The organism is Haloarcula sp. JP-Z28, from assembly GCF_011440255.1.
Taxonomy (GTDB): domain Archaea; phylum Halobacteriota; class Halobacteria; order Halobacteriales; family Haloarculaceae; genus Haloarcula; species Haloarcula marismortui.
Genome location: NZ_JAAOHT010000003.1, coordinates 113,895 through 131,101 on the forward strand (window position 1 = coordinate 113,895; position 17,207 = coordinate 131,101).

Annotated in this window: 15 protein-coding genes; all 15 read right to left on the reverse strand. The window is 64.3% G+C overall.

All coding sequences use genetic code 11. The annotated features are described in order from the left end of the window. Positions 1-7: 7 nt before the first annotated feature. Positions 8-1,747, reverse strand: a complete 1,740-nt coding sequence (locus G9463_RS02930; RefSeq protein ID WP_165895919.1) for a glutamate--tRNA ligase — start codon at positions 1,745-1,747, stop codon at positions 8-10. Positions 1,748-1,927: 180 nt separating this feature from the next. Continuing rightward, positions 1,928-2,863, reverse strand: a complete 936-nt coding sequence (locus tag G9463_RS02935) for an ArsA family ATPase (RefSeq protein WP_165895920.1) — start codon at positions 2,861-2,863, stop codon at positions 1,928-1,930. A 64-nt stretch (positions 2,864-2,927) separates the two neighbouring features. Further along, positions 2,928-4,193, reverse strand: a complete 1,266-nt coding sequence (locus G9463_RS02940; RefSeq protein WP_165895921.1) for a hypothetical protein — start codon at positions 4,191-4,193, stop codon at positions 2,928-2,930. A gap of 2 nt (positions 4,194-4,195) precedes the next feature. After that, positions 4,196-5,236: a geranylfarnesyl diphosphate synthase gene (gene idsA3 / locus G9463_RS02945; RefSeq protein WP_004963288.1), complete on the reverse strand. Its 1,041-nt coding sequence runs from the start codon at positions 5,234-5,236 to the stop codon at positions 4,196-4,198. Positions 5,237-5,240: 4 nt separating this feature from the next. Then, entirely contained in the window at positions 5,241-6,587 is a 1,347-nt protein-coding gene (locus G9463_RS02950) for a ribonuclease J (protein ID WP_004963291.1), read from the reverse strand. A gap of 264 nt (positions 6,588-6,851) precedes the next feature. Next, positions 6,852-8,342, reverse strand: a complete 1,491-nt coding sequence (locus G9463_RS02955; RefSeq protein ID WP_165895922.1) for a hypothetical protein — start codon at positions 8,340-8,342, stop codon at positions 6,852-6,854. A 173-nt stretch (positions 8,343-8,515) separates the two neighbouring features. After that, positions 8,516-9,268 (reverse strand): isopentenyl phosphate kinase, encoded by a 753-nt coding sequence (locus tag G9463_RS02960; protein ID WP_165895923.1) that lies wholly within the window; start codon positions 9,266-9,268, stop codon positions 8,516-8,518. Next, positions 9,265-10,248 carry a mevalonate kinase gene (gene mvk / locus G9463_RS02965; protein ID WP_165895924.1) on the reverse strand — a complete coding sequence of 328 codons (984 nt, stop codon included), beginning with the start codon at positions 10,246-10,248 and terminating at the stop codon, positions 9,265-9,267. The genes G9463_RS02960 and mvk overlap by 4 nt, the downstream gene beginning before the upstream one ends. 67 nt (positions 10,249-10,315) lie before the next feature. Next, positions 10,316-12,496, reverse strand: a complete 2,181-nt coding sequence (locus tag G9463_RS02970) for a PAS domain S-box protein (protein ID WP_165895925.1) — start codon at positions 12,494-12,496, stop codon at positions 10,316-10,318. Beyond that, positions 12,493-12,666, reverse strand: a complete 174-nt coding sequence (locus G9463_RS02975; protein ID WP_240149917.1) for a hypothetical protein — start codon at positions 12,664-12,666, stop codon at positions 12,493-12,495. Before G9463_RS02975 ends, G9463_RS02970 begins: the two co-directional genes overlap by 4 nt. Positions 12,667-12,870: 204 nt before the next feature. After that, positions 12,871-14,208 carry a cytochrome P450 gene (locus tag G9463_RS02980; RefSeq protein WP_165895927.1) on the reverse strand — a complete coding sequence of 446 codons (1,338 nt, stop codon included), beginning with the start codon at positions 14,206-14,208 and terminating at the stop codon, positions 12,871-12,873. A 70-nt stretch (positions 14,209-14,278) separates the two neighbouring features. Continuing rightward, on the reverse strand, positions 14,279-14,659 hold the full coding sequence (locus tag G9463_RS02985) for a DUF5518 domain-containing protein (RefSeq protein WP_004963314.1): 381 nt from the start codon (positions 14,657-14,659) through the stop codon (positions 14,279-14,281). A 58-nt stretch (positions 14,660-14,717) separates the two neighbouring features. Further along, complete coding sequence (locus G9463_RS02990) at positions 14,718-15,101, reverse strand: DUF5518 domain-containing protein (RefSeq protein WP_165895928.1); 384 nt, start codon at positions 15,099-15,101, stop codon at positions 14,718-14,720. A 99-nt stretch (positions 15,102-15,200) separates the two neighbouring features. Next, a complete protein-coding gene (gene rpsB, locus G9463_RS02995; protein ID WP_004963334.1) occupies positions 15,201-16,004 on the reverse strand; it encodes a 30S ribosomal protein S2 in 804 nt (267 codons plus the stop codon). Then, positions 16,001-17,206 carry a phosphopyruvate hydratase gene (gene eno, locus G9463_RS03000; RefSeq protein ID WP_004963339.1) on the reverse strand — a complete coding sequence of 402 codons (1,206 nt, stop codon included), beginning with the start codon at positions 17,204-17,206 and terminating at the stop codon, positions 16,001-16,003. The genes rpsB and eno overlap by 4 nt, the downstream gene beginning before the upstream one ends. Position 17,207: the final 1 nt, after the last annotated feature.

Here is a 17,207-nt window from a genome sequence, read left to right on the forward strand (position 1 = left end):
GGCGGCTTCAGGGATGGGTAAAGTACGCGACGGACTCCGTATCCGAGTCGTCCGCAACCTTGTCGAGGCGAGCGAAGCCAATGCGTTCGAACTGCACCACGTCGTCAGTGTCGTAGTTGCGCAGTCCCGGTTCGGCCACGCCTGATACGTCGCCGTCCATCGTCCGGAGGCGGAGCGCTGGGCCGTCAGCCGGTGCCCAGTGAATCACGTCGACGCCCTCCTCACGGACGGCGTCGATATCGTCGCCGGTGTACTCGAAGGCGTCGCGAGTGTGTCGCACGCAGCCGTACCCCTTGAGCCAGATACGATCGCCGTGGTCTGGCAGGTCGTCACCCTCGACGACGACACCGCTGGTCACCGGAATCTCGCGGCGGCCACGCTCCTCGTAGTCCGGGTGCAGCGGCGGTTCGCCGGCGTCCGGCCCGCCGACGATCTGGCGCTCAACGAGGCCACCGTGGTCGTCGCTGTCCCGGACGAAGAACGCCCGGTCCGAGTCGTCGTCGATGAGGTCACGGTTGTTCGAGTAGATCGAGGACATCGCCAGGTCGACGTTCGAGGTGGACGTGCCCAGCTGAATCATCGCATCGACAACGGCCTCGCCGCGGATGCCGCGCCGTTCGAGGCTGGCGACGGTCGGCGCTCGCGGGTCGTCCCAGCCCGCCAGTTCGCCGTCCTCAATGAGTTCGGCGATGCTTGACGTCGAGAGGGGCACGTCGTACTCGTCGACTTGGACGTGGCCCCAGTGGATGACTTCGGGGTACTCCCAGTCGAAGTAGTCATAGACGAACTGCTGGCGCTTCGCGGAGTCCTGCAGGTCGATACCGCGGATAATGTGGGTGACACCCAGCAGGTGGTCGTCAAGCCCGCTCTGGAAGTCCAGCATCGGCCAGCAGCGGTACTGCTCGGCCGCCTCGCGTGGATGGGGCGTGTCGACCATCCGGAAGGCGACGAAGTCCCGCAGCGCGGGGTTCTTGTGAGTAATATCGGTCCGGACCCGCAGGACCATCTCGCCGCTGTCGTACTCGCCGTCGACCATCGCCTCGAACTCCGAGCGCGTGGTCTCGGCGTCCTTATCCCGGTGGGGACAGGCCTCGCCGTTGTTCTTCAGGTCCGAAAACTCACCCTGCGGGCACGAGCAGGTGTAGGCCCCGCCCTTGTCGATGAGCTTGCGAGCGTACTCGTAGTACGTCTCGACGCGGTCGCTGGCGTTGACCACGTCGTCCGGTTCGAAGCCGAGATAGTCGATTGCGTCCAGAATTGCGTCGTAGGCATCCAGATCCGGCCGCTTGGTCTCGGGGTCGGTGTCGTCGAAGCGGCAGATGAACTCCCCGTCGTAGCGCTGTTTGTACGTCCCGACGACAGCGGCCATCCGCGCGTGGCCGATGTGCCACGGCCCGTTGGGGTTTGGCGCGACGCGCATCCGGACGGTGTCGTACTCCTCGGCGTTGGGCAGGTCCGGCAGTGGGTGGTCCTCGCCCTCGTCCTCAGCCTCCAGCTCTTCGAGTTTCTCCGGAGCGAGTTCGGCCAGCCGCTCGCGGCGCTCCTCGGCGTCCATCCCGTTGACCCGCTCGACGACCGGCGCGATAACGCCGGGTATCTCGTCGCCGTACTCGCGGAACTCCGGGTTCTCGCCCATGAGCGGGCCCATTATTGCGCCAACCTGTGCCTCGCTATCGTGTTTGACCGCGTTGAGGAGGGCGTTTGTCTCCGCCGCCTCCGTGATTCGGTCTCGCAGCTCGTCGTCCATTATCGGGACCTGCGACTGGGAGGCTCAAAACGCCGTCGGACCACCTTTTTCATCGTCGGGTGGCTCGCGATGCTCGCCACCACTCCTTGAAAAACGTGGGCGAAAAAGGCCGGAACCTCACTAAGTTCGGTTCCGGTGAACCGCGCTCGCTTCGCTCGCGCGGATGCTCGTCTTTACAGGTCACTTCACATCCACCAGAGACTCCGCAACCCTGTCCAGCGCGCTAATACCAGTCACCTCGCCGGACTGGTCGGGAATCGTCCACACGTCAAGGTCGGGCAGCGACTCCCGAAGCGCGGCAATAGACTCTTGCTGCACCACCTGCTTGCCCTGACAGCGCTGGCACTCGCCGGCGTCCTCGATGACCTTGTTCACGACCAACGTCGTTACCGGCACGTCGAACTCGCGGAGCTTCGCGACCAGCCGCTCAGTCTCGCGGACAGCCATCGTTTCGGGAATCGTGACGACCCGGAACGCGGTCTGTTTGGGGTCTCGAAGCACTGTGCCGACCCGTTCCATCCGCGTGCGCATCTCGGTGAAGTCGTCCGGGCCGTCGTCGCGCCGGCTCGCCATCGGGCCGAACATCATCGTCCGGGCAGTGTTGACTTTCCGACGAACCTGGTCCCGGAGGTCCATCGCCGTGGCAACGCCGCGGTCCATCACCAACGGGAGGTCAAGCAGGCGGAGCGTGTGCCCGGTCGGGGCAGTGTCGAACACCACGCGGTCCCAGCGGTCGCTCTCGATGTACGTCGCCATGCCCTCGATGGCTGCCAGTTCGTCGCTACCGGGCATCACGCCGGTCGTGAACAGGTCAGCGATTTCCTCTTCGTCCATCCGGATGCCGGCATCGGAAAATTCCGACGCCAGCGCCTCGAACAGTGACCGGTAACGGTCAATACCCGTCTGTGGATCGACCTCGACACCCCACAGCCCCGACCGGATTTCCGTCGGGTCGCCGCCGACCTCGGTCTCGACGGCATCGGCCAGCGAGTGCGCGGGGTCGGTGGAGACAACGAGTGTCTCGTGGCCCGCCGTCGCCAGCCGATAGCCAGTCGCCGCGGCCACGGTCGTCTTGCCGACGCCGCCCTTGCCGCCGTAGAGAAGGAACCGAGTCACACGGCTACCTAGGAACTGATACGTCTTAGTTGCTGACCAGCACCATTCAGGGTCAACAGCCGCCCTACTGCCAGACGCGGACGACACCGTCACTGCGACCGACAGCAATGCTCAAGCCGCCGTCGCCAGTCGGTGTCGCCGCGACGTTCGAGGTGAGCGACCCGCCGATGTCGCGCTGGGCTACCTGCCGAACGCCGTCCTGCCGCTGGAGCGCGACGAGCGTCCGGCGCTTCTGGGTCGGGACGACCAGCGTCTGTCGGTCATCGCCGAGCAGATCTCCGGCGAGTCCACCGTCGAGGATACGCGAGCCGAATGCGTGCGAGGAGACGCCGTCGTAGCGGGCCGCGATTGAGAGCCGGTCACCGTCGATACGGTAGAACTCCACTGTCCCGCCGATGTGTGGGGTGCGAACGACGGCGATTTCGGGCGCCCCGTCGGGGGAGAACGGCGCGACACAGAGCTGGTGGCGCCAACGAAAGCCCGTCCCGATTGCGGGCCCAGTCGCGACGCGCTCGCCGTCCAGTCCGTAGGCGGCCACCCGAGCGCCTTCATCGGGCCCGGTGACGGTGACGAGTACTTCGGGGTCACCATCGTCGTCAATGTCCGCAAGAATCGGTGCTACACCTTCGACAACCGTTGGTTCAGGCAGTTGAACTCGGCGGCGGACGGTCCCACTCCCGTCTGCAACAAACAGAACAATAGCGCGGGCCTCGACCTCGTCACCAAGCGCTCCGTGGTCGTATCGCTCCGTCGCACCGGCGAGCACAGCAGCGACATCGTCCTGCCAGACGATTCGGGCGTCGGGCAGAGCATCCTCGATGAGCAGGTCACCGTCCACGCGGACGGCCCCAGCCTCTGAGACTGTCGCGATGGTACCATCGGGAAACTGGACGGCGTGGGTGTTGGGTCCTGTCTCATCGGCAGTGAGGAACCGAACGCCGTTGTCCTGAACAACCACGGCTGGTGGCTGGCCCGCCGGCAGGTCGGGTTCGATGACAACCGATTCAACTCGGTCCTGACTCACCCGAACCGCCTCTGGGGCCCCTGCCTCTGGAACAACAACCCAGAGACTCCCGCCCTCGACTGGCAGTCCGACGAGCCACTTCGGGTGGCCCTCAATGGCGATGTCTATCGGGTCGACGGCGTCGAACCGGCCCGAACCTGAAATGTGACGATTGCCGGAGGGCTGGAGATGCGTGTAGCGAACCGTCTCCGTGGTGCTGGTCACCGTTGCTGTCGGGCGTGGTGTTGTGGTCCGCTGACTCGTCGTTCCACAGCCAGCGAAAAGTCCGGCGACACCGGCGAGAACGGCTCGCCGGGTCTGGTCCATGCTCAGTAGTCGCGCTCGACCAGGTAGTTCGCGATGCCTTCGAGCAGGTAGCGGGCCTCGTTGTCCGGCAGGACTTCGAGGTTCTGCTTGCCGCTCGCAATGAGGTCCTGCCCGGTCTGGCGGGCGTATTCGATTGACCCTACCTCTCGCAGACGCTCGACGGCGTCGTCGATTTCGGCTTCCGAAACGGCCTCGACAGAGTCCGTGTCGACGAGGTCGCCCACGTCGACGCCCTGCTGGCGAGCGTGCAGCGTCACCAGCGTCTGCTTGTTCTCGACGAGGTCGGACCCGCGCTGCTTGCCGAGTTTCTCAGAGGGCGTCGTCAGGTCCAGCAGGTCGTCCTGAATCTGGAACGCACGCCCCACGTCGAGCCCGTAGTTGTACAGGGCATCGACCGTCTGCTCGTCGGCCCCCAGCAGCGTGGCCGGAATTGAGGCAGCCGCGCCGTACAGCACGGCCGTCTTGAGTTCGACCATCTCCAGATACTCCTCGGGCGTGACAACATCGCGTTGCTCGAACTCGATGTCGAGGGACTGGCCCTCGCAGATGCGGGTACACGTCGTTGCGAGTCGCTTGTTCGCGTCGACAGTCCGTTCGTGAGCCGCGCCCGTTTCGAGCAGGAACTCGAACGCTTTCGAGTACAGCGTGTCGCCGGCGAGAATCGCCGTCGAGAGGTCGTACTCCTTGTGGACGGCGGGCACCCCACGACGGAGCGCGTCGTCGTCCATGATGTCGTCGTGGATAAGCGTGAACGTCTGGATGACCTCGATGGCGAGGGCGGCCGACATCATATCGGCCTGCCCGCCTTCGAGCGTCGGGAAGTCACGGTAGTCTGCCGTCAGCGGGTCGACATCGAGCAGCGACTCCGCGACCAGCAGCAGGACCGTCGGGCGGAGTCGTTTCCCGCCCGCGTCCAGCAGGTATCGCGACGCCTCGTAGAGGTGGTCCGGCTTCTGCACCGGAAGGTCCTCTGGGAGGGCGTCGTTGACCCGGTCTCGTCGGGCGACAATCGCGTCTTCGACCTGCTGATGGCGTTCGGACATCGATTTACTCGGTGAGCTTGATCATGTTGCCGTTGCGGGTGATGTGGAGGTCCCGTCCGGCTTTGTAGCCCATGTTTTCCGCGAGGTCGACGTACGGTGCGAACCCTTCGAGGCTCTGGTGAGCCGGGATGATGTTCTTCGGCTGGAGCGCGTCGATCATTTCGTAGTGGCCCTCTTCGCGGAGGTGGCCCGAAACGTGGATATCGTCGTAGATACGCGCGCCCTGCATGCCCAGCAGCTTCTCGGACTGGTAGCGCTGGCCCTCGTTGGTTGGCTCCGGAATGACCCGAGCCGAGAAGAGGACCTTGTCGCCGTCGTCTAGCTCGTAGGGCGTCTCGCCGCGGCCCATCCGGGTGAGCATCGCGCGTGGCTCGCCCTGATGGCCAGTGACGATCGGGAGGAAGTTCTCCTTGCCCTCGTTCATGATCCGCTTGAACGTCCGGTCGACAGACTTGCGGTGGCCGTACATTCCGAGGTCTTCCGGGAAGTCGACGAAGTCGAGTCGTTCGGCGGTGCCGGAGTACTTCTCCATCGAGCGACCGAGCAGCACCGGCTGGCGGCCGATGTCGTCGGCGAACTCGACGAGGCTCTTGACACGAGCGATGTGTGAGGAGAACGTCGTCGCGACGATACCGCCGTCGTAGTCGGCGACGCTGTCCATCACGTCTTTGAGGTGGCGACGTGCCACGGATTCGGAAGGCGTACGTCCCTTCTTGCCCGCGTTCGTACAGTCCTCAATGTAACAGAGGACGCCCTCGCCCTCGCGGCCGATCTCGCGGAACCGCTTCATGTCGATGGGGTCGCCGATGACCGGCGAGTGGTCCATCCGCTTGTCCAGCCCGTAGACGACCGCGCCTTCCGGCGTGTGGAGAACGGGGTTGATAGCGTCGATGATGGAGTGGGTGACGTTGACGAACTCCAGTTCGTTGCGCTCGCCGATGGACATCGTCTCGCCGGCGTCCATCTTCACGAGGTCGTTCTGGACGCCGAACTTCTCCTCGCTCTTGATCTGCTGTTTGACGAGTTCGATGGTGAAAGGCGTCGCAACAATAGGTGCGTCGTAGCGGTGGGCGAGCTTGGATATCGCGCCGATGTGGTCCAGGTGACCGTGTGTCGGGACGATAGCCTTCACGTCGCCTTCCAGGTCGGACATGACCCGGTCGTCCGGGATGGCACCCATGTCGATGAGGTCCAGCGAGTGCATCCGTTCCGTCTCGACGTTGTCGTGAATCAGTACCTTCGAGAGGTTCAGGCCCATGTCGAAGATGACGACGTCGTCCCCTGCACGGACGGCCGTCATCTGTCGGCCTACAGCCTCGTAACCGCCAATTGTCGCAATTTCGACTTCCATAGTTGTAGCTCCGAGTGGAAAGCCGGCCGCGGGCATCCGGTGGGGCACGGCAACGACGGTATCTGCAATGTAGGCGACTTCGTCCGCGTCGGCGCTCCAGGCCAGTCGGGTACGCCCGTAGCCTGTGCAACCGCAGTGGGAGGGACTTCCGTCCCGCAACTTACATCCGCCGTCTGCCGGCCGCCAAACCGCAGTCCACGGGCGGCCGTGCGCTCGGTTACTTCGGTCTACAACGGCGCTTCTTAAAACGGTGTGGGTTCGTCCCTACTCGTCGTCTAAGGGGTCGGAGAGGGGGTCGTCGTCACCTGAAACATCGAAGCCAGTGACACCGTCATCTGCAAGCGTCGAGTCCTCGTCAGCAGGTGTCTCAGCGTCCTGAGACTCCGACTCGTCCTGCATGCTCTCGTCAACCTCGGGTCCGGGTTGGTCGTCATCAGTGCCGCCAAACAGGTCGTCCGTCGTTCGCGGGCCTCCAGACGTGTCTGCCGCACCAGATTCGTCGAGTAATCGGGTGTCCTGAGTCACGGCGTCGTGCTGGTCCGCCTCGTCAGCATCGAGTGAGCCGACACCAGTCGGTTCGGTATCGGCGTCAGGTTCGGTCTCCCAGTCGTCGGCTGGTGCTTGCTCATCTGCTTCCCAGTCGTCAGCCGCCGTGGGTTCCTCGCTCCCCGTGTCAAACTCCGCAGGGTCCGGCGGCGTCCATTCCTGTGGTTCCGTACTCGGCTCTGGTTCTTCAGCGGTGTCCTCAGCGAGCAGGTCGCGGTCCGACTGCTCGCTGGGTTCGGACCGGGGTTCTACCGTTTCCGAGTCGCCGGCGAGATCCGCCGGGGATGGCTCCGCAGTGGTGTCGTCCACGGTTTCAGGTTCCGGTCCGGCAACGTTTTCAGCCGGCTGTTGCTCCGATAGCGGTTCGTCTTGGGCCGCCGCTGTCTCCACTGCGTCTTCGGCTGTCGCCGGGGCCATCGTCTCGTCAGCAGTCGGTGGTTCTGAAGCGTCGTCGGCGTCCAAGCGGCCCGTATCTGTCGCTGGGACATCGTCTGCCACCGGGTCATCAGCTGTCGCCGAGTCAGCATCCGCCAGCGGGTCTTCGTCGGCTGCCGTCACCGGAGCGTCGTCAGTCCCGGCCGTCGCAGTGTCGGAGGCAGCAGACGGCGCTGCCGCGTCGGATGGGTCGGAGTGTTGCTGTGCGGGCGCGTTGATTCCCGAGTCACCGGCCGAGTCAGTGTTCGGCTCGGAGTCAGCGACCGGTTCCGACACGTCGGACTCGCCGGTCGCCGGCTCGGCAGCCGCCGGGTCAGCAGCCGGCTCGGTATCCCGGGAAACAGCGGGCTCAGGCTTGGTCGACTCCAGCGTCGGGTCATCGGACTTCGAAGCCGGTTCGGTAGCGGATGCAGCGCTACCATCGGCAGTGTCAGTCGCTGTCTGGTCACTTGCCGGAGGACTCCCAGCTGCCACATCGCTCGCATCAGGCTGTGCCGTCTGGGCCGCGAGCGTGCCCGCCATCGTCGCGTCGGCGATGAGCTTGTGAGTCAGGCCAAGCAAGCCGGAGAGCAACAGGAGGCCACCGAGCGCGCCGACGACGATGCCGAGTACCGCACGATAGCCCGCGTTCCCCGAGAGCGAACTGAACGAGCCGTTCTGTATCAGCACGTACCCTGCAGCGATGAGGCCGCCACCGACGCCGGCGACGACAAGTAATGTCCCGAGAAACCTCGTTCCGTATCGATAGACGTCGGTCAGACCTACTGCAGACATAGTCGCATAATTGATAACAGAGAACAAATATGTTACGACAGTTGAGGAAGTGATATTTAAGCTACCTGTCCGTCGAGAGCAAGCAGTGATACCGCTCCATCAGTCAGTTTGGGCTTGACTTCGAGTAATCGTGCTCTGAGCAGAATTCACTGACAGCAGGACTGGCAGTCCCATCAATCGGCGTCATCACCAGCGATAGTCGTCCCCGGACTCTCACCGGCGAGAAACGCGGAGAGCGCGTCAGGGCCGAACACGAGCGCAGGGGCCGAGAGTGCGAGCAGTGCACGGACCTTGCCGGCCATCCCGCCCGACACGTCCGTCGCGTCGCTCCCACCAAGGGCCGGTGCTACAGCCTCGAATGCCTCGATGCGGTCGATGACGACCCCGTCTTCATCGAGAACGCCGGGAACGGTCGAGCAGACGCCGACGCGGTCGGCGTCGACAGCGGGCGCGAGTTCGACGACCAGTTCGTCGCCGCTCAGAACCGTCGCACCCGCGCCGGCATGTGCGACGAGGTCGCCGTGAAGGACTGGGACGAACCCCTCATCAAGTAGCGTCGTGACCTGCGCCGTCGGCAGCGAGAGGGCGCCATCTGCGTCGCGTGCGGCCGCCGAGAACGGGTGGACCGGAACAGCCGGAACGCCTGCCTCGGAGAGCGCATCTACGACGGCGGCGTTGAGGCGGCACATCGCACCGTGGATGGCCTGCACGCCGTCGACATCGTGGGTCCCCTCGGTCGTGCTGACGCCGTAGTCGGCGGCGTGGTGATGGCCGAAGCTCCCGCCGCCGTGCACGATGACGATATCCTCGCCGACCGGCGATTCGGCGATAGCTGACACCGCGGCCGACAACGCAGCCCGGTCGACCGTCTCAGGGTCGTCTTTATCCGTGATGACGCTCCCGCCGAGTTTGAGGACGACCGTCATTCCTGCCGGACTCCGTCGGTGTCCAGCTCGGCCCGGAAGACATCCTCACACCCCGGCGTGTACTTCAGCGCGGTGAGCGCGTCGTCCGTTTCGTCCAGTGCGACGATACAGCCGCCGCCGCCGGCCCCGGTGAGTTTCGCGCCGTGGGCGTCGGCGTCGCGGGCCGCCCACACCATCGAGTCCAGCGACCGCGAGGAGACGCCCAGCGCCGAGAGCAGTCCGTGGTTGAAATCCATCAGCTCCCCGAGCCGTTCGTAGTCGCCCGTTCCCAGTACTGACTCTCCCTCGCGGACGATGTCGCCGATTGCTGCGACGGTGTCGGCGGCGAAATCGTACTTTCCACGGAGGTCCCGGACGCCGGCGACCAACGCCCCAGTATCGCCGGCCCCGCCGTCGTAGCCGATGACGAAGGGGAGGGTGTCGATGCCCTCCAGCCGCCGGCAGTCGTCGCCTTCCACGCGGACCGCCCCGCCCATCGCCGAGCAAAACGTGTCCGCCCGGGAGGCCTGTCCGTCCTGTACCTCGTGTTCGACCTGATATGCGCGGTCGGCGATTTCGCTCGCCGGCAGTTCGACGCCGAGCTCCCTGGTCGCCGCGTCTATCGCTGCGACGACGAGCGCGGCCGACGACCCCAGCCCCGCCCCGAGCGGGATGTCGCCCTCGACGGATATCTCGAAGCCCGCCTCCGGCGCGTCGGCCGCGTCGCGAGCCTGTGCCACCGCCTCGTTGACGTATCCCATACCGGCCTCGACGAGCGATTCGGCGACGTCCACGTCCGGATGGCTCTCCCCGTCTCCGGAGTACTCGACGGTGAAGCCGTCCAGTTGCAAGTCGTTCGCGTGGATGCGCAACCCCCCGTCGGTTTCGGTTGCCGTCACGTGCACTCGCCGCTCGATGGCGCAGGGCACCGCCGGCTCGCCGTAGACGACCGCGTGCTCCCCAAACAGGTACACTTTCCCGGGAGCGCTCGACGTGACCATACCCGCCCGTGTGCACCCAGGGCGTTAGGCGTTTTCGGAGTCGACGGTCAGGATGACCATCGAAGTCCTATTCGGACACGGCGTCAACGTCGGTAAATTCGAACCGCGCGCCGCCGTCGGCCCCGCTGACGACTCGGACCGTCCAGCCGTGGGCGTCGGCGACCTGTTTCACGATGCTCAGGCCGAATCCGGTTCCCTCTACCGCGGTCGAGTAGCCGGCTGAAAACACGTCCCCGCGCTCGGGCTCTGGAATACCGGCACCGTTGTCCTCAACGTAGAAGCCGTCGGCCAGTTCGCCGACCGTCACGCTCACGTCGTCACCGCCGTGTTCGACCGCATTGCGGACGAGATTCTCGAACAGTTGACGGAGGCGACTTTCGTCGGCGCGGATGGGGCGGTCTATGGCAATGTGGAGCGTCGCGGCTTTCGTGTCGACGTTTTGCCAGCACGTCCGGACAAACGGCTCAAGATCGACCACGACGGGCGAAGCGGGTGACGCACCATCGCGTGCGAGCGTAAGCAAGTCATCGATGAGCGTATCCATGCGCTGGTGTGCACTGTCGATAGCGTCGATATGCTCGCTGTCAGATTCCTCACGCAGGAGTTCGAGCTGTCCGCGTGCAACGGTCAACGGGTTCCGCAGGTCGTGACTAACGACGCTGGCGAACTGTTCGAGCTGTTCGTTTTGTTGTTCGAGTTCCTGCTCGCGCTCCTTTCGCTCCGTGATGTCTCGACTGATCGCCAGAAAGCGATCCTCTCCTTCGAGATTGAATCGAAGCAAATGCACTTCGACCGACATCGTCGACCCGTCGCGGCGTTCGTACAGGCCTTCGAACTTGCGGCGCTCGTCGACACTGAACCCGGAAAGCTGGGTCTGCACGTCCTCGGCGTCGAACATCAGGTCGAACTCCCAGATCGACCGTCCAAGCACCTCGCTTTCGTCGTACCCCAGTTCCGCGCAGAATCGCTGGTTCACCTCGCAAATCGTTCCGTCGGCGTCGAGCACATCGATCATATCAGGCGAGTTCTCGAAGAGGGCTTCGAGCCGCGATGACGTTTCCTCTAATCGTTTCTCGCGGCGCTTCCGCTCGGTGGTATCCTGCTGGAACCCGACGTAGTTGACGACTGTGCCGTCGTCGTCGCGAACCGGCGCGATCCGAACCCGGTTCCAGAACTCGGTCCCGTCTTTTCGGTAGTTCCGGAGTTCGACCGACACCTGCTCCCCTGCGTCGATAGCGTCCCGTAGTGCATCGACAGGCTCCGGGTCGGTGTTCTCGCCCTGGAGTATTCGGCAGTTCTTCCCGAGCAGCTCCGGGAGCGAGTAGCCAGTCAGCTCGCGGTAGTGGTCGTTAGCGTAGATCAGCGGGTTGTCCGGCTGGTTGGGGTCAGTGATGGTGACGCCGACCGGGGCCTCGTCTATCGCGCGCTTGTTCCGGAGTAGCTCCCGTTCGCGCTCTTTCTGCTCGGTAACATCACGAGCTACGCCGACGATGCCGTCGATAGTACCATCGACGACCAGCGGCGTTAGTTGGTACGCGACCACCGCGTGTCCGTGGCCGGGGAACTCCGCTTCGATTTCGCCGCTAAGTTTCTCCCGCGTTCCGTCGAGCAGTTCCTGGTAACAGTCTGTCTCACCTTCGGCTCGAATACGCGGAACGAGTCTACTGGTCTGTCCTTCGAGCTCATTGCGCGTCGTGTCGTACCACTCTGCGATGGTCTCGTTGACCATTTCGAACCGGTCTTCGGCATCGTAAATACAGGCTGCCTCCTGCATGGAGTTGACCATCCGCTCGTAGCTCTGGAGCGCTCGGTTCCGCTCGCTGACCGCCTGCTGTGTGCGGGAGTGGTCGACGGCGTCACTGATTCGGTTCGCCAGCCCGGCATACTGTTTGGCACCCGGCTCTTTCCTGAGGTAGTCCGTCACACCGGCCGAAATTGCCTCGCTGGCGACTGCCTCACTCCCCTGTGCGGTGTAAATAATAAACGGCAGGGCCGGGTACTCGTCGCGGACCGTTTGCAGAAGCTCGATGCCGTTCCCATTGGACAGGCGGTAGTCGGAAACGAGACAGTCGACAGGCTCGGCAGCCAACCTTGCCATAGCCTCGTCGACGGTGTGAGCCGTTTCGACGGTGAAACGGTTGTTCTCGCGCTCGAGAGCCGTCGACAGCGTCTCGGTGTCGTCCGAATCGGTGCTAACGTAGAGGACCCGGACCCTGGCGTCCCCGACGCCAGCGGTTTCAGGCGTCATTCGGCATCCCGTTCAACTCCGGTGTTTGCGCCGGGATAGATGTCACTCCACCGACCAAGGATTACCGGAGCGATGTAGCTCTGTGAACGGTCTATAGACAGGGCCGGGCGCAGGACGACTGCAAACAGCGTGTGACGATTGTCGCCAGAGATGGTCTGCAGCAGTGTCATGATGGGTAGGTAATTAGTTGCGGTCGTGGTCTTCCCGTAGTGACCGAGGCCGAAATCGATCACCGGTGCGACGTGCAGGGCCGCTGTTCTTGCACGCTTACACGGGACTCTGCAGTAAATAGCTGGTGACCAAATCAACTGGCACGCCGAACCTACTCTGTAGCAACCGGCAACGACGCCGGAGCGGTCGTGTCGGCGTGCGTGTTACCGTTCCTGCACGCGCATGGACATTTTCTGTCGGGGGTGGGCGGTCAACGACGGCAACAGCTCCAGTGGCGTCTCACCCTGGAACTCCAGTCGGTACTGGCTGGCCGTCGTTGCAGTGATGAGTTGCGCCTCAAGCATGGCAAGATGCTTCCCGATACAGTGGCGCGGGCCACCCCCGAACGGGAAGTAGGCGAACCGGGGCCGCTCGCTCGCTCGCTCGGGCTTCCAGCGCTCCGGGTCGAACGTCTCGGGGTCGTCGTAGAACCGCTCGGAGCGGTGAACACCCCACTGTGGGACCATCAGCGTCGTTCCCGCCTCGACCTCGTAGCCTGACAGCGTCACGTCTTCGATCGGCTCCCGGAAGATGGTGTACACCGGCGGGTAGAGCCGCATCGCTTCCTGAATCACCCATTCGAGGTAGTCCAGCTCGCGGACGTGTTCCATCCCCGGCCGGTCGTCGCCAATGACGTCGTCCAGTTCCTCGTGGACTCGCTGTTCGACCTCGGGATGTTCCGACAGCAGGAACCAGGTGTAGGTCAGCGTCAACGCCGTCGTGTCGTGGCCCGCAAGCAGCATCGTCATCATCTCATCACGCAGTTGCTCGGGCGACTGGTTCCCATCGTCACGGGCACGCAAGAGTACCGACAGGAAGTCCATCGGACCGTCCTCATCCGTCCCGAGCGAGTCCTCGCGGACGGCGATAATGTCGTCCAGCACCTCGTCCAGCGTCCGCACGGCGCGGTTGAACTCGGCGTCGTCCGGCATCGGCATCCACTGTGGCATAGCAAACCGGATCGGGTCCGGTTCGAACCGCTGGCCCAGCGGCAGCAGTTGCTCCTCGATGGTCTGGACTCGCTGTTCGGAGAGTTCGACGCCCATCATCAGGTCCAGAATTACGTCCAGCGTGACCCTAGTCATCGACTGCTCGGCGTCTATGACATCGCCGTGGGACCAGTCGGCGATGCGGTCCTCCGCGTGGCCGGTGATGCGGTCGGCCATCCCCGACAGTCGCGCCATCGAGAACGCAGGGTTTGCGAGCTTTCGCTGCTGCTCCCACGTCTCGCCTTCGCTCAACAGCAGTCCGTCACCCAGCAGATCCCCGAGCGCATCTCCCTGAAAGTCGGGCTTGCGGAACCGGTCTGCCTCCGAGACCAGCACGCGCTCGATTGCCGTCGGGTCACACAGCATGACCGTGTCCATCGGCCCCATATCGAATCGAGCGACGTCGCCGTAGGCCCGTTCCAGTGCCGAGATGAACCGGAACGGGTCCCGAGCGTACGTGCGACTACTGCCGAACAGCGGTTCGCCCTTCGGTCCGGGCGGCGTCTTTGACATCGACTACTGTTGGTGTCGGACACGCTTGAATGGTATGCCAAATGTCGGGCAGCGGGCGGCTCACGTGCATTCAGAGCCAGCGGTTGGCGTCTAGGTCCCAGTCGGTGTGTGCCGATATCCAGACGCCGCCGAGACCACCGAGAGCGCTGAGACCGACAGTGTACAGCAGAAAGAACGTGAACACGAGCGCCAGAAACAAGTCGTACCCGGGCGCTCCGGGCGGAATCCCGAACCCGAGGAGGCCGGCGATGTACAGCGCCGGGATGAAGAGGGCGAGCAAAGGGACCATCGCACAAGCGCCAGCCAGCGTCCCCAACCAGAGCCCGGTTCGGTAGCTACCGCCGTGGTTCGCTGCGGCCACAGCACCGCCGGCCATCGATGAAAAAGGGATGAACGACAGCGCAACCGTGACGAGCGCCCCGATACCGGCGTTGGTCACCGACTCACGCATATGCGTTCTCGGTAGTGGCGTCCCCCGTGATGTAGTTACCGCCGGCGCGGCTAGCCGGTCAATTGCCGATGGTCGTGTCGTACTTGACGTAATTGCCCAGCCAGCCGCCGAGCGCGCTCAAGCCGAGGAAATACGCGGCCGTCATTACCGTTCCAAGGACGAGCACGAGCAACCCCATCGCACCGAACACACCCAGTGCTTCGGGAACGAACGCCAGAAGCGCGGCCAGGAAGACGAACACGACCACGAAGAAGACTAGCGAAATCGCCAGCCCAATGACGCCGGACAGCAGCCCAACTCGGGCCCCGTCGTCTCGCTCGCCACCTTCGAGGTAGCCCGCGATGCCGCCGCCGAGCAGCGGCGCGAGCGGGACGAATCCACTCAGCAGAGCGGTTGCGACGGCACCGATGACGGCGTTGACGAACGTGTCTCCCTCTGCCATTTGCCAGCCCTACTCCGGGGCTTGTGGTAGGTCTTGTGTTGGCGATACTGGCATCGCCACTCGCACTTCGACAGCGAGAAAACGAACGGTTCAGCGACGTTAGATGTCGGACTCGAAGTCGTCGAGTCCGTACGTCGGCTCGGCACCGCGGCGGTCGAGCGTCTCGTTGGCCAGCAGCCAGTAGACGACCGACAGCGCCTTGCGCCCCTTGTTGTTCGTCGGGACGACCAGGTCGACGTTCGACGTGGTGTTGTTGGAGTCACACATCGCGATGACCGGGATGCCGACCGTGATGGCCTCCTTGACAGCCTGGGCGTCACCGATCGGGTCGGTGACGACCACGATGTCAGGCTCGATGTAGCCGTCGTAGTCGGGGTTGGTCAGCGTGCCGGGGATGAACCGGCCGGTGCGGACGCGCGCGCCGATCGCTTCGGCGAACTTCTCGGCCGGGAACCGACCGTACTGGCGCGACGATGCGGCCAGAATCTGCTCCGGCTCGTAGTTGGACAGGAAGTCCGCGGCGGTGCGGATACGCTCGTCAGTCATCGAGACGTCCAGCACGTAGAGCCCGTCGGTCCGGACGCGGTGGATGAACCGCTCCATGTCCTGGGTCTTCTGCTGGGTCCCGATGTGGACACCGGCGCCGAGGTAGTCCTCGACGGGGATGAGGAGGTCAGCTTCCGACTGCTCGTCGGGCATGACGTCCTCGTCCAGCTGTGGGCCGGCGGCCTCGTCGGCCTCGCTTTCATCGTCAGTTGGTTCGGCCTCTGTCGCCTCTTCGGCGTCGTCGGCGGGCTGTTCGGCTTCCGTTTCGGTCTCCGCGTCGACCGCTTCGTCGTCCTCGTCGGACGGGTCGAAGTCGGAATCGGACGCGTCGAGACCTTCTTTTTCGTTGCCGCTCATACTGCGTTGTCCTCGATACGGATTAGTTCGTTCAGCTTGGCTGTGCGCTCGCCGCCGACCGCGCCGGTCTTGATGAACGGTGCGTCAGTGGCGACAGCGAGGTGTGCGATCGTCGTGTCTTCCGTCTCGCCGCTGCGGTGGGAGACGACGGACTCGTAGCCGCTTGCCGTCGCCAGTTCGATGGCGTCGACAGCGTCGGTAAGCGTCCCGATCTGGTTCGGCTTGATCAGGATGGAGTTCCCGGCGTCGGCGTTGATACCGGCCTGCAGGCGCTCGACGTTGGTGACGAACAGGTCGTCGCCGCAGACAAGCGTCTGGTCACCGACCTGTGCGGTCAGGTCCGCGAAGGCCTCGTAATCGTTCTCGTCGAGTGGGTCCTCGACGTAGACGAGGTCGTACTCCTCAACCTTCCCGGCGATGTACTCTATCTGCTCTTCGGTGGACTTGACGCCGTCGTCATAGACGTAGCCGTCCGCCTCGTCATCGTAGAGTTCCGCGCCAGCAACATCGAGGCCGAAAGAGATAGCGAAGCCGAAGTCGTCGGCGACGGTCTCAACAGCCTCGTCCATAATCTCGAACGCTTCGTCGTCCGAAACGGACGGTGCCCAGGCTCCCTCGTCGCCCTTGCCCGCTGGCAGGTCGCGGTCGGCCAGGATGTCGTGGACCTCCTGATGGACCGCGGCGTTGGCGAAGACAGCCTCTTCGACGCTCGGTGCGCCGACGGGGGCTGCGAGGAACTCTTGGATATTGGTTGCATCCGCGGCGTGCTCGCCGCCGCCGATGATATTGCCCAGCGGCGTTGGGTACTCGTTGCCCCGGAACGTACCGCCGAGATGCTGGTACAGCGGTGCGCCCAGCACGTCAGCACCGGCCTTTGCGGCCGCCATCGAGATGGCGACGGCGCTGTTGGCTCCGATGCCGGAGAAGTCGTCGGTGCCGTCGGCGGCGTGCAGCGCCGCGTCGACGTCACGCTGGTTCCCGGCGTGGACCTCACCGATGAGTCGCGGGAGTGCCTCCTCGCGGGCCTTGGCGATGGCCTCGTTGGCGGGGAGTTCGATGGCCTCGTACTCGCCCGTGCTTGCGCCGCTCGGTGCCTTGCCACGACCGAAGCCCCCACTCTCGGTGAGAACGTCGGCCTCGACAGTCGCGTTCCCGCGGGAGTCGAGGACGCGGCGGAGTCGGATGTCAGTGATGAGCGTCATC